The organism is Streptomyces marinisediminis, from assembly GCF_026262575.1.
GTDB lineage: Bacteria > Actinomycetota > Actinomycetes > Streptomycetales > Streptomycetaceae > Streptomyces > Streptomyces marinisediminis.
Genome location: NZ_JAPKFL010000035.1, coordinates 1 through 12,796 on the forward strand (window position 1 = coordinate 1; position 12,796 = coordinate 12,796).

The following is a 12,796-nucleotide window of genomic DNA, read 5'->3' on the forward strand; positions in this document are numbered from 1 at the left end:
CCACACCAGCCCACCCGCAACTGACCCACACCAGGCCCACCCGCACAGCGCAACAGCCCCAGCCGCACAGCGCACCAGTCCCAGCCCCAGCTGGCGGCCACCACGCTCGCTGGGGCTTCGCGGCGTCCCCGCACACACGGGAACACCGAAAATCTCCTCCACTCCCACGGTCCCGGCTCCACCGCACCACCGTGTTGCAGGTCCTCCCCTACGCTTCGGGAGTCCACGCCCTTATGGGCGGGGATCGCTGTCCATCCTGTGGGACGCAAACGGGGATGCGTTGCCTACCTCCAAGGCCACAACTCTGGAGAGCTGATCGACGCTCTTGGGAAGACCGCGGTGGTGCGCGTCGCTACGATCGCATGCGAGACGACGCGCTCAGCCCTGCCGCTTCGGCGGACTTCATCAGCGAACTGCACAAGGAGTGGACACCATGAGCAAGGCCGAGCTGTCCGCCGCCACCTGGCGCAAGTCCAGCTACAGCAACGGCGGGGACGCGAACTGCGTCGAGGTTGCCGACGGCTTCGTCGGCGTCATGCCCGTCCGCGACAGCAAAGACACGGCAAAGCCCGCCATCGTCCACAGCGCCGCAGCCTGGCAGGCCTTCGTGACGGGAGTCGCCTCCGGCGCCCTCTGACCCACACCCGCCCCACCCGCGACCGCGCAGCGCGCCAGCCCCAGCCGACCGCCACGGTCGCTGGGGCTTCGCCGTGCCCCCACACGCACGGAATCACCGAGAGCCTCCACCACGCCGACGGACCCGGACCACCACACCACCGCGGCGCGGTGAGACCCCGGCGTGGACCAGGTGCGGGGCCGGGGCCGGTTCGTGCCGCTCCGCCGTGCCGGAAGCCGAGCGGTCGCGGGAGGTGCTCGGGAGGGGGCCTGGCGCGAGGACGGGGCGGGCGTACCCGCGCCCCCGGGGCGCCGACGCCCACGACGCCGCGGGGGCGGTCGCGAGCCGGGCCCGGGGCCGCCCGCATACTTGGGCCATGAAGCTCTCCCGCCCCGTCTCCTGGTTCCTGCTCGCGTTCGGGGTGTGGTCGTGGTTCGTGTGGATCACCTTCGTGCGCAATCTCCGGCAGGACGCGAGCGGCCTGGCCTTCGACGACGCGGGCGACCCCACGGGCTACTTCTGGGTGCACCTCACGCTGGCCGTGGTCTCCTTCGCGCTGGGCACGGCGATCGGCGTCATCGGGCTGCGCGGGCTGCGGGCCCTGCGCGCGGGCGGCGCCCCGGCGGAGCGGGGCACCGCGCCCGAGCCGGGCACCGCGCCCGGGCCGGGCGGCACGGGCGGCGGGCGTGGGAGCCGGCAAGAATCCGACGGGAAGTAGGGGCGGGAAGCGGCAGTGGTGGTCCTCGTGTTCGTGGTCGTGATCGTGGGCGTGCTGGGCGGCGCGCACTACTACCTGTGGCGGCGGCTGGTGCGCGACGTGTCGGCGCCGCGCGGCGTGTACCGGCGGGTGGGCACGGCGCTGGCCGTGCTGCTGCCGCTGACGGCCGTCGTGGGGCAGGTGATCGGCCGGTCCGACGCGCCCTTCAACGTCCAGCGCGTCTTCGCCTGGCCGGGCTTCCTGTGGTTCGCGGTGCTGCTCTACCTGCTGCTGGCCCTCGTCGCGCTGGAGCCGTTGCGCCCGCTGGCCCGGCGGCTGCTGGAGCGGCGCGCCGCGCGGGCTCGCGCGGCCGAGCCGGCGGCCGTGCCGGAGCCCGCGCCCGAGCTGGTCACCGTGCCGGAGGGGGCGGACGGGCCGGGCACCGGCGAGCCGGGGCCGCCCGCGGCCGTGCCCGGCCCGCCGGAGGCGCCCTCGCGCCGCCTGTTCGTGGCCCGGGCCGCCGCCGTCACGGCCGGTGTGGTCGCGGCGGGCACCGTGGGCTACGGGACCTACAGCGTCCTGGGCATCGGGCCGCGGCTGAAGCGGGTGACCGTGCCCCTGGCCAAGCTGCCGCGCAGCGCGCACGGCTACCGCATCGCCGTCGTCAGCGACATCCACCTCGGGCCCATCCTGGGGCGCGACCACAGCCAGCGCATCGTGGACATCATCAACCGGGCGGGCGTCGACGCGGTGGCCGTCGTCGGTGACCTGGTGGACGGCTCCGTGGACGACCTCGGCACGCACGCCGAACCGCTCGCCCGGCTCAGCTCGCGCGACGGCGCCTACTTCGTCACCGGGAACCACGAGTACTTCTCCGGACACCGGGAGTGGGTCGAGCACGTGCGCGAGCTGGGGCTGCGCCCGCTGGAGAACGAGCGCGTCGAGCTGCCCGGCTTCGACCTCGCCGGCGTCAACGACGTCGCGGGCGAGGAGTACGGCGACGGCCCCGACTACGACGCCGCGCTCGGCGACCGCGACCCCGCCCGCGCCTCGGTGCTGCTCGCCCACCAGCCGGTGCTGATCCACGACTCCGTGGCCCACGGCGTGGACCTCCAGCTCTCCGGGCACACCCACGGCGGCCAGCTCTGGCCCGGCAACTACCTCGCGGGCCTGGCCAACCCGACGCTCGCCGGGCTGGAGCGCTACGAGGACACCCAGTTGTACGTCACGCGCGGCGCGGGCGCCTGGGGGCCGCCGGTCCGGGTGGGGGCCGAGCCCGACATCACGGTCGTGGAACTGGCGTCCCGCTCGGCCTGACCGCTCCGCACCGGACGCGCGCACCGGGGCGCCTACGGCGGGGTCCGTACGGCGGGGCGCGGCGGGGCGCGCACGGCGGGACGCCGGGACCGCGCCGGGCGGGGCGGCCGCCCCGGCGCCACCCGAACGGCGGGACGGCGGTCGCCGGTTCCCCGGCTGGGACGCCTGCTCCGCGCGGCCGTCGCGGGCGGTTCCGATGCCCTCCCCCGGGCTCCCCACCGTCCGGGGGAGGCGGTACGTTGCGAGGGTGGTCACCCTTCTTCGTACATTCGGCCGTTCGGCCGTCGCCGCGTCGGTGCTGCTGCCCGCCCTCGTGCTCGGTTCCGCCGCTCCCGCACCCGCCGACGAGAAGGACGGGGGGCGCGCGGAGCCGAAGCCGCCCGCGTCGATGTCGACCGTGGGCGGGAAGCGGCTCGGGCTGCCGGGCACGCAGGTGGAGCCCCGGCCGGGCGCGCCGAAGGTGCCCGGGGACGTGACGGCCCGCTCGTGGATCGTGGCCGACGCCGAGACCGGTGACGTGCTGGCCGCGCACAACGCCCACTGGGAGCTGCCGCCCGCGTCCACCCTCAAGATGCTCTTCGCCGACACCCTGCTGCCGAAGTTCGACGGCGAGGCGACCTACACCGTGCTGCCGAAGGACCTGGAGCCGATGGGCCCGGGCAGCAGCGCCGTCGGGGTGAAGGAGAACCACGACTACTCCGTCCACGAGCTGTGGAACGGCGTCTTCCTCGCCTCGGGCAACGACGCGGTGCACGCGCTGGCCGCCATGAACGGCGGTCTGGACAAGACGGTGCGCGAGATGAACGAGCGCGCCGAGGAGCTGGGCGCCGCCGACACCCACGTGGTGAGCCCGGACGGCTACGACGCCCAGGGGCAGACCTCCTCGGCCTACGACCTCACCCTGATCGCCCGCTCCGGGATGCAGAAGCCCGACTTCCGCGCGTACGCGGCCACCGCGCGGGCCAAGTTCCCCGGCGGCTACGCGGACGGGGACGGCGGCGAGGGGGACGGCGGGTCCGGGGAGGACGCGGAGCGCGAGCGCGAGTTCTACGAGATCCAGTCCACCAACCGGCTGCTGGTCGGCTCCCACGGGCTGGAGCCGTACGAGGGGCTGGCCGGGATCAAGAACGGCTCCACCACCGAGGCGGGCAACACCTTCACCGGCATCGCCGAGCGGGACGACCGCGCGCTGCTGGTGACGGTCATGCACCCGGACGAGAAGAAGCGGGCCAACGGGGTGTACGAGGAGGCCGCGGCGCTGCTGGACTGGGGTTTCGCGGCCGCCGAGCACGTCGAGCCGGTCGGCGAGCTGGTGCCGCCCGAGGGCGCCGTGCAGCCCGTGGGGCAGGCCCGGGACACCGCCACGGCCGGTCAGGCGGGCGGGCCCACGGCCGAGGACGTCGCCGTCGGCGGCGTCCCGTCGGCCGAGGGCGGCGACTCGGGCCTGCGCACGGCGGTCGGCCTGGCCGCCGGCACGGCCCTGCTGCTCGGCGCCGCGACGTGGCTGGCCCACCGCCGGTGGCCGAGCCGGCGGTGACGCGGCACTCGCCGGGCCCGGCGGTGACGCGGCACCGGGTGCCGGTTCGGTCACGGCGGCACTTTCCGGCGCGGCCAGCCGTTACCGTCATGGCGTACGCACGGCAAAGGAGGTCGACGTGACCGATGGCGGCACCACACCCGGTGACAAGGTGAGGCTGACCAAGGAATCCCCCCGGGTGTCCCTGGACAAGTCCGGCTCCGGTGGCCTGCTCACGGTGAACCTGAACTGGAACGCCCGCCCCGAGGGCGCGCCGGGCGGCGGCTCCGGCAAGCGCGGCTTCCTGGCCAAGATCCAGTCGGCGCTGCAACCGCAGAGCGGCATCGATCTGGACCTGGGCTGCCTGTGGGAGTTCACCGACGGCTCCAAGGGCGTCGTCCAGGCCCTGGGCAACGCCTTCACCGCCCGGGACGCCTCGGGCGCGACGGTGCTGTCGCTGGACGGGGACGACCGCTCCGGCGCCGCCGTCGCCGGGGAGAACCTCCGCATCGACCTGGACCGCGCCGACTCCCTGCGCCGCGTCCTGGTGTTCGCGCTGATCTACGAGGGCGTGCCCAACTGGGAGCAGGCGGACGCCGTGGTGACGCTCACCAACCCCGGCCAGCCCCCCATCGAGGTGCGGCTCGACGAGTCCGACCAGCAGGCGCGCATCTGCGCGATCGCGCTGATCGAGAACACCGGCCAGGGCATCTCCGTGCAGCGCGAGGTCCGGCACGTGCGCGGCGGCGCGCAGCGGGCGCTCGACGAGGCCTACCAGTGGGGCCTGGACTGGACGCCGGGCCGCAAGTAGCACCGGGCCCGTCGCCCGGGCGCCGGGGCCGCCACCCCGGCGGGCCCGGCGCCCGGGCGGGGGCGGCCCGCGTGGGTCGTCCCCGGGGGCGGCGGGCTACAGGAACCGGCGGATGGGGGCGACGAGGAGCTCGGCCAGGCGCTGCAGCCCCGGCCGGGAGCGCCACCGGCGCGGGGAGATGGCGACGGAGCGGGTCAGGTCCTCGTCGAAGTCGGCGTCCAGCCGCTCGGTGAACTCTTCGTCCAGGACGGCGAGCATGACCTCCTCGTCGTGGTCCAGCGAGCGGCGGTTGACGTTGGTGGAGCCGACGAGCGAGGCGATGCCGTCCACGGTGAGCACCTTGGCGTGCATCATCGTCGGCTGGTACTGGTAGATCCGCACCCCGCACGCCAGCAGCTCGTGGTAGTGCTGCTGGCCGGCGAGCTGGCACACCCGCTTGTCGGTGTGCTCGCCGGGCAGCAGGATCTCCACCGCGACCCCGCGCCGCGCCGCCGCGCACAGCAGCTCGACGAAGTAGGGGTCGGGGGCGAAGTAGGCCGTGGCCAGGCGCAGCCGCCGCTCCGCCGTCTGGATGACGATGCGCAGCAGGGTCTGCATGTCCTGCCAGCCGATGCTGGCCGAGCCGCGCACCACCTGGACGACGGCGTCGCCGTGCGGCTCCTGCCGGACGAAGCGGTCGCGGTCGTCGAAGAGGTCGGGGCGGCACTCCGCCCAGTTCTGCGCGAAGGCGGCGGCGATCCCGTCCACGGCCGGTCCGCGCACCTCCACGTGGGTGTCGCGCCACTCCCGCTCGTCGCGCGCGTCCCCGCACCACTCCTCGGCTATCCCCACGCCCCCGGTGAAGGCCACCTGCTCGTCCACCACGAGCACCTTGCGGTGGCAGCGGTGGTTCTGCTTGAACGGGGAGAGCCACAGCGGCCGGCGGAACCAGGCCACCCGCACCCCGGCGTCGTCCATCTCGTCCAGCAGGTGCTGCTCGATCAGGCGGCTGCCGAAGCCGTCCAGCAGCACCCGCACCCGCACCCCCGACCGGGCGCGCTCGCACAGCGCCTCGGCGAACTCCCGGGCGATGTCACCGCGCCAGTAGACGAACGTCATCATGTCGACGGTGTGCTGGGCGGCGCGGACGCGGTCGAGCATGGCCGGGAAGATCTGGTCGCCGTTGCGCAGCCGCACGAGCGCGTTGCCCTCGGTGGCCGGGGTGCCGATCAGACACTCCAGGCGACGGCGCAGGCGGTGCTTGGGCGAGGTCTGCGACGGGGCGGCCGTGGGGGCCGGGGTCCCGGGGGCCGTGCGGGCCGACTGGGGCGCCTGGGAGGTCGTCGTCGCGGTCTCGCGCGGGGTCCGGGGCTCCGGCACCGCGCCGCTCGCCGTCTCGCTCACGCGCCCTCCTTCGTCTCCGGCGCCTGCCGCACGCGCCCGACCGACGACCGTACACCGAACTGGCGTGCGGTTCACACGGCCCACCGCGTTCTCGCGCCACGCCGTCGTCTACCCCGTTGGCCGCGCCGTCTCACCCGGGTGCGCGTCGGCCCGCTCCCGCGCCCGGGCCGCCTGCCGCTCCGGGCTCGCGGCCTCCTCCCCGGCCTCCTCCGGCGCCTCGTCGGCCTCCGCCCCGTGCTCGTCCCCTTCCCCGCGCGCGGTGGCCGTCCAGGCCGCGCAGAACAGCAGCAGCTTGGCCATCAGGTTCATCCAGAGCAGCAGGGCGATGGGCACGCCGAACGCGCCGTACACGCTCTTGGCCGCGACGCCCTTGAGGTAGCTGCCGAGCAGCAGTTTCAGCAGTTCGAACCCGACGGCGCCGATGAGCCCGGCGTGCACCAGGGCCCGCCGGGGCGGACGCACGCCGGGCACCCGGGTGAGCAGGTAGCCCAGCAGCAGGAAGTCGACGCCCACCGCCGCCAGCACGGGCACCGCCTGCAACAGCCAGCCCCCGGGGCCGCCGCGCGGCACGCCCAGGAGGTCGGCCGTCCAGTCCACGGCGCCCACGGCGAAGGCCGACCCGGCGAGCGAGACGACGACCACGGCGCCCAGCCCGGCCAGCATCGCCAGGTCCTTCAGCTTGGTGACGACCGGGTTGTCCTCGTCCACCGGCAGCAGCCACAGCTCGCGCAGGCACTCGCGCAGCGCCTCGACCCACCTCAGCCCGGTGAACAGCAGCAGCGCACCGGCGATCACGCCGACGGTGCCGGCGTTGTCGACGAAGGACCGGACGCCCACCTGGCCGGCGATGCCCGGAAGCTGGCCCGCGAGCCAGTCCTGCGCGGTGTCGACCTGCGCTTCGGTGAGGTACGCGGCACCGACGGACGCACCGAGCGCGAGCATCGGGAAGAACGCGAGGAAGCTCATGAAGGTGATCGCGGCGGACAGCCGCGTCCAGTGCCGCGCCTCCAACCGCTCGTAGGCCCGCCACAGGTGCGTGCGCAGCAGCCGCACGACGAGCGGGCCGAGGTACGGCAACCGGGTCAGCCAGTCCATGCCGCCGCTCCTACCCGCCGACCAGCGCCGCAAGGGTCCCCCGAACGGCTCACCGCGGCCGCGCACACGCCCCGGCACGGGCCCTCCGGCGCGGCGGCGAGGACCGCCCGGAGGCGCGGCGGGACCGAACCGTGCCGGCGCGCGGGCACCCCGGCACGGCAGCACGGCACGGGGACCACCGCAGCGCGGCACGCGGGACCAGACGCCTCGGCGTGACGCCCCGGGAGACCCGGCGCGCCACAGCGCCACAGCACGGCTCAGCACCCCGACGCTCGACGCAACGGCACGGGCCCCGACGCCGGACGGCGGGCGGTACGCCGACACGGGACGGCGACGGCGCCCCACGAGGGCCCGGTGCGGCGCGACGCGGCGCGACGCGGCCCGGCGGGCGGGGTGGGAGGGGGCCCACAAGGCGGCGGCCCCAGCGGTCAGGACGCTGGGGCCGCCGGGCGCGACATGCCCGTCTGCTGGGGTACCGACGGCAACGGTGGTCTCCCGGTGAACCGGAACTCCCGCGCCAGCCGCCACACCCCGTCCGTCGTGCCCTGCTCGTACAGCGCGAAGCCGGTGATCAGCCAGGCCGCCTCGAAGTCGGCGAGCTCGCGCTGGGCGCGGTTCATCGCCTCCTCGTCGATGCCGTGGGCGATGGTGACGTGCGGGTGGTAGGGGAAGTTCAGCTCCCGGGCGAGCGGCCCCTCCGGCGCGCGGACCCGCTCCTGGAGGCCGTGGCAGGACGCCGCGCCCTCCGCCACGCGCACGAACACCACGGGCGAGAGCGGGCGGAAGGTGTCGGTGCCGGACAGCCGCATGGGGAAGGGCTGCCCCGCGGCGGCCACGGCCGCGAGGTGCTCCTCGATCGCCGGGCGGTCGGCCGCCGTCACCTCGGTCGGGGGGAGCAGGGTGACGTGGGTGGGGATGCTGTGGGCCGCGGTGTCCCCGAAGCCCGCGCGGCACTGCTGGAGCATGCTGCCGTACGGCTCCGGGACGGCGATCGACACGCCGACCGTGACGGTGCCCACGTCCTCTCCCTCCTGTCCCTGTGCCGGCCCGCCGGCCCGCGTCCGCCGTCCGGGGCCGTCAGTGCTTGGCGGGCAGGAAGCCCACCTTGTCATAGGCGCGGGCCAGCGTCTCGGCGGCGACGGTGCGGGCCTTCTCCGCGCCCTTGGCCAGCAGTGAGTCCAACGTCTCCGGGTCGCCCAGGTACTCCTGCGTCCGCTCGCGGAACGGCGTGACCCAGTCGGTCACGACGTCGGCGAGCTCCACCTTCAGCGCGCCGTAGCCCTTGCCCTCGTAGCGCCGCTCCAGCTCCGCGACGGGCGTGCCGGTGAGCGTGGCGTGGATGCTGAGCAGGTTGCTGACGCCCGGCTTGTTCACCGGGTCGTAGCGGATCTCGGTGCCGGTGTCCGTCACCGCGCTGCGGATCTTCTTGGCCGTCGCCTTCGGCTCGTCCAGCAGCGAGATCAGCCCCTTGGCCGAGGACGCCGACTTGCTCATCTTGACGGTCGGGTCCTGGAGGTCGTAGATCTTCGCCGTCTCCTTGAGGATGTACGGCTCGGGCACGGTGAACGTCTGCCCGTAGCGGCCGTTGAAGCGCTCGGCCAGGTCCCGGGTGAGTTCGATGTGCTGGCGCTGGTCCTCCCCGACGGGGACCTGGTTCGCGTGGTAGAGCAGGATGTCGGCGACCTGGAGCACCGGGTAGGTGAACAGGCCGACGGTGGTGCCCTCGGCGCCCTGCTTGGCCGACTTGTCCTTGAACTGGGTCATGCGCGACGCCTCGCCGAACCCCGTCAGGCAGTTCATCACCCAGCCGAGCTGCGCGTGCTCGGGCACGTGGCTCTGGACGAACAGGGTGCAGCGCTCCGGGTCGAGGCCGGCGGCCAGCAACTGGGCGGCGGCCAGGCGCGTGGCGGCGCGGAGCTGCACCGGGTCCTGCGAGATCGTGATGGCGTGCAGGTCGACGACCATGTAGAAGGCGTCGTGGCTCTCCTGGAGTTCCACCCACTGGCGGACCGCGCCCAGGTAGTTGCCGAGGTGGAAGGACCCGGCGGTGGGCTGGATACCGGAGAGCACACGGGGGCGATCGTTAGCCATGTCCGCCATTCTCGCAGAGCCCGCGGCTCGCGTGGTCCCACCCGCGTGCCCCCGCCCCACGGGCCCGGGGACGGATCGGCGGCAGCTCGAAGACGGCCCGGCGGCGGACCCGCGGCGGACCCCTGACCGGCCCGGCGGCGGCGGGGCGGGCTCCGGTGACGGCGGCCCGGCACCGGCGCGCGGCGCGGCGGCGCGGCGGCGCACGGATGCGGCGCGCGGGCGGCCGGGGGCGGAAGTCCTCGCGTCGGAACGGGGCGAATCGGTGAATCCTCCGCGCGAGCGGCCCGCGCGGCGGTACAAAGGGGGCACCGCTTGTCACAAGCCTGTGAGCGTTGACTCGACGAAACGGAGCGTGTGATGTCCCAGCCTTCCCCCTCCCCCACCGCCGACCTGATCGCCACCGCCGACGCGCACAGCGCGCACAACTACCACCCGCTGCCCGTCGTCGTCAGCTCCGGCGAGGGCGCGTGGGTGACCGATGTCGAGGGCCGCCGCTACCTGGACCTGCTCGCCGGGTACTCGGCGCTGAACTTCGGCCACGGCAACCCCCGGCTGCTCGCCGCCGCCCGGGCCCAGCTCGACCGCCTCACCCTCACCTCCCGCGCCTTCCACCACGACCGCTTCGCCGACTTCTGCGCCCAGCTCGCCGAGGTGTGCGGCATGGAGGCGGTGCTGCCGATGAACACCGGCGCCGAGGCCATCGAGACGGCGGTCAAGACGGCGCGCAAGTGGGGCTACCGGGTCAAGGGCGTGCCGGACGGGCAGGCCAGGATCGTCGTCGCGGCGGACAACTTCCACGGCCGGACGACGACCATCGTCAGCTTCTCCAGCGACCCCGAGGCCCGCGCCGACTTCGGCCCGTACACGCCGGGCTTCGAGATCGTCCCCTACGGGGACCTGGCGGCGCTGGAGGCGGCGGTCGACGAGCACACCGTCGCCGTCCTGCTGGAGCCCATCCAGGGCGAGGCGGGCGTGCTGGTGCCGCCGCCCGACTACCTCCGGGGCGTGCGGGAGCTGACCCGGGCGCGGAACGTGCTGTTCGTGGCCGACGAGATCCAGTCGGGCCTGGGGCGCACCGGGCGCACGTTCGCCTGCGAGCACGAGGGTGTCGTGCCGGACGTGTACGTGCTGGGCAAGGCGCTGGGCGGCGGCATCGTGCCGGTCTCCGCCGTCGTCTCCTCCCGCGAGGTGCTGGGGGTGTTCCGGCCCGGCGAGCACGGCTCGACGTTCGGCGGGAACCCGCTGGGCTGCGCGGTGGCGCTGGAGGTGCTGGCCATGCTGCGCACCGGGGAGTTCCAGCAGCGGGCGACGGAGCTGGGCGAGCACCTGCACCGGGAACTCGCGCCGCTGGTCGCCGACGGGCGGATCGGCGCGGTGCGCGGCCGGGGCCTGTGGGCCGGGGTGGACGTCGACCCGGCGTTCGGCACCGGCCGCGAGCTCTCCGAGCGGCTGATGGCCGAGGGCGTGCTGGTCAAGGACACCCACGGCTCCACGATCCGCATCGCCCCGCCCCTGGTGATCTCCAAGGACGACCTCGACTGGGCCCTCGCCCGACTCCGCGACGTCCTGACCCGCTGACCCCGGCGCGCCCCGGGCGACGGGGACCCGCGGCGGCCCGCCCGCCGCGCTCCCCGTGCCCGCACGGCCTCCCCCGGGCGCCCGGCCGCGTGCGGCCACCGCGCGGCGGACAACAGCGCGGCCGACTACCGCGCGGCGTCGGCCAGCAGGTCGGCCGCGCGTTCGCCGAGCATGAGGACGCCGATCATGGGGTTGACGGCGGGCATGGTCGGGAACACGGAGGCGTCCGCGACGCGCAGGCGGCGCAGGCCGCGCACGCGCAGCGCGGGGTCGACGACGGCGAGCGGGTCGTCGGCGGCGCCCATGCGGCAGGTGCCCGCGGGGTGGTAGACGGTGTGGGCGACGTGCCGGGCGTAGGCGCTCAGCTCCTCGTCGTCGGTCACCTCGGGCCCCGGGCACACCTCGCGGCGCAGCCACCCGGCGAAGGGCTCCGTCCTGGCGATCTCGCGGGCGAGCTTGATGCCGTCGACCAGGGTGCGCCCGTCGTAGTCGTCCTCGTCGGTGAAGTAGCCGAAGTCCAGCGCCGGCTTGACCTCGGGGTCGGCGCTGGTGAGGTAGAGGCGGCCGCGGCTGCGCGGCTTGGGGATGTTCGGCGTCATCGACACGCCGTGCGGGGGCCGTCGGTAGCCGATGCGCTCGGGGTTGTCGGTGAACGGGATCTGGTAGAAGTGGAACATCAGGTCCGGCGTGGCGGACTCCGGGTCGCGGCGCACGAACAGGCCGGCGTCGGAGTCCATCGCGGAGTTGTCCGGGATCGGCCCGTCGGTCTCCCAGACGATCACCGACTCGGGGTGGTCCAGCAGGTTCTCCCCCACGCCGGGCAGGTCGTGCGTGACGCCGATGCCCAGCGCCGCGAGGTCGGCGGCCGGGCCGATGCCGGAGTGCAGCAGCAGCCGGGGGGTGTCCACGGCGCCCGCGCAGACGACGACCTCGCGCCGGGCCGTCAACAGCGACTCGGTGCCGTCCGCGGCCCGCACGTGCACGCCGCGCGCGGTGTCGCCGTCCAGCTCCAGGCGGAACGCCCAGGTCTCCAGCAGCAGTTCGAGGTTGGGCCGGTCACCGGCCGCCAGGTGCGGGTGCAGGTAGGCGACGGAGGCGGAGGAGCGCTTGTTGTCCTCCGGGTGGTAGGCGAGGTCGAAGAAGCCGGCGCCCTCGGTGAACGGCGCCCGGTTGAAGCCCTCGACGCGCGGCACGCCGGTGGCCGTGACGGCGGCCTCCACCCAGTCGCGGGCGATGGCGTTCCGGTCCTTCTCGTGCACCGGGACGATGTTGTTGCGCAGGCGGCCGAAGTAGGGCTCCATCACCGCCGCGTTCCAGCCCGCGGCCCCGGCCCGCTCCCACTCGTCCCAGTCGGCGGGCAGCGGCTTGAAGGAGATCAGCGTGTTGTGCGAGGAGCAGCCGCCCAGGACCCGGGCGCGGCTGTGCCGGATGTGGCTGTTGCCGCGCGGCTGCTCGGTGGTGGGGTAGTCGTAGTCCAGCTCCCCGCCCAGCAGGCCGAGCCAGCGGCGCAGCGTGAGCACCTCGGGGCGGTCGACGTCGGAGGGGCCGCCCTCGATGACGGCGACGGTGACGCCGGGGTCCTCGGAGATCCGGGAGGCGATGACGGAACCGGCCGTTCCGCCGCCGACGATCACGTAGTCGTACTCACGGGGCGCGTGCGCTGACATGAGGGGGTGCTGGCTCCTTGCGACG

Annotated in this window: 10 protein-coding genes and 1 pseudogene; 6 read left to right on the plus strand and 5 right to left on the minus strand. The window is 74.7% G+C overall.

What is annotated here, in order from left to right; translation table 11 throughout:
* Window positions 1-433: 433 nt before the first annotated feature.
* From OSB71_RS21895 to OSB71_RS21915, 5 genes and pseudogenes are all read left to right on the plus strand, one after another.
* The gene (locus tag OSB71_RS21895; protein ID WP_265950513.1) at window positions 434-637 is read left to right on the plus strand and encodes a DUF397 domain-containing protein; all 204 of its coding nucleotides are present in this window, start codon (window positions 434-436) and stop codon (window positions 635-637) included.
* A gap of 355 nt (window positions 638-992) precedes the next feature.
* Window positions 993-1,223, plus strand: a pseudogene (locus OSB71_RS21900) (SCO4848 family membrane protein); the annotation flags it as partial.
* Between the two features lie 129 nt (window positions 1,224-1,352).
* Window positions 1,353-2,630, plus strand: a complete 1,278-nt coding sequence (locus OSB71_RS21905; protein WP_265950546.1) for a metallophosphoesterase — start codon at window positions 1,353-1,355, stop codon at window positions 2,628-2,630.
* A gap of 247 nt (window positions 2,631-2,877) precedes the next feature.
* Complete coding sequence (locus tag OSB71_RS21910; protein ID WP_265950515.1) at window positions 2,878-4,167, plus strand: D-alanyl-D-alanine carboxypeptidase family protein; 1,290 nt, start codon at window positions 2,878-2,880, stop codon at window positions 4,165-4,167.
* A gap of 118 nt (window positions 4,168-4,285) precedes the next feature.
* Window positions 4,286-4,957 (plus strand): TerD family protein, encoded by a 672-nt coding sequence (locus OSB71_RS21915; RefSeq protein ID WP_265950516.1) that lies wholly within the window; start codon window positions 4,286-4,288, stop codon window positions 4,955-4,957.
* Window positions 4,958-5,053: 96 nt separating this feature from the next.
* On the opposite strand, the gene OSB71_RS21920 is transcribed toward OSB71_RS21915, so the two are convergent.
* The 4 genes from OSB71_RS21920 to trpS form a co-directional block, all read right to left on the minus strand.
* Window positions 5,054-6,190 (minus strand): phospholipase D-like domain-containing protein, encoded by a 1,137-nt coding sequence (locus OSB71_RS21920; RefSeq protein ID WP_265950547.1) that lies wholly within the window; start codon window positions 6,188-6,190, stop codon window positions 5,054-5,056.
* Window positions 6,191-6,448: 258 nt separating this feature from the next.
* Window positions 6,449-7,435, minus strand: coding sequence for a YihY/virulence factor BrkB family protein (locus tag OSB71_RS21925; RefSeq protein WP_265950517.1), 987 nt, complete (start codon window positions 7,433-7,435; stop codon window positions 6,449-6,451).
* A gap of 428 nt (window positions 7,436-7,863) precedes the next feature.
* Window positions 7,864-8,454, minus strand: coding sequence for a 2'-5' RNA ligase family protein (locus OSB71_RS21930; protein WP_265950518.1), 591 nt, complete (start codon window positions 8,452-8,454; stop codon window positions 7,864-7,866).
* 58 nt (window positions 8,455-8,512) lie between these two features.
* A complete protein-coding gene (gene trpS / locus OSB71_RS21935) occupies window positions 8,513-9,526 on the minus strand; it encodes a tryptophan--tRNA ligase (RefSeq protein WP_265950519.1) in 1,014 nt (337 codons plus the stop codon).
* Between the two features lie 357 nt (window positions 9,527-9,883).
* Between trpS and rocD the strand changes: the two genes are divergently transcribed.
* Window positions 9,884-11,104, plus strand: a complete 1,221-nt coding sequence (gene rocD, locus OSB71_RS21940; protein ID WP_265950520.1) for an ornithine--oxo-acid transaminase — start codon at window positions 9,884-9,886, stop codon at window positions 11,102-11,104.
* Between the two features lie 125 nt (window positions 11,105-11,229).
* Here rocD and OSB71_RS21945 read toward each other — a convergent pair whose 3' ends face one another.
* Complete coding sequence (locus OSB71_RS21945) at window positions 11,230-12,771, minus strand: GMC family oxidoreductase (protein WP_265950521.1); 1,542 nt, start codon at window positions 12,769-12,771, stop codon at window positions 11,230-11,232.
* Between the last annotated feature and the right edge of the window lie 25 nt (window positions 12,772-12,796).

Bases quoted from the DNA above. Each gene is read 5' to 3' on its own strand.
- trpS (WP_265950519.1), bottom strand. From the start codon at position 9,526: ATGGCTAACGATCGCCCCCGTGTGCTCTCCGGTATCCAGCCCACCGCC.
- rocD (WP_265950520.1), top strand. From the start codon at position 9,884: ATGTCCCAGCCTTCCCCCTCCCCCACCGCCGACCTGATCGCCACCGCC.
- OSB71_RS21945 (WP_265950521.1), bottom strand. From the start codon at position 12,771: ATGTCAGCGCACGCGCCCCGTGAGTACGACTACGTGATCGTCGGCGGC.
- OSB71_RS21925 (WP_265950517.1), bottom strand. From the start codon at position 7,435: ATGGACTGGCTGACCCGGTTGCCGTACCTCGGCCCGCTCGTCGTGCGG.
- OSB71_RS21895 (WP_265950513.1), top strand. From the start codon at position 434: ATGAGCAAGGCCGAGCTGTCCGCCGCCACCTGGCGCAAGTCCAGCTAC.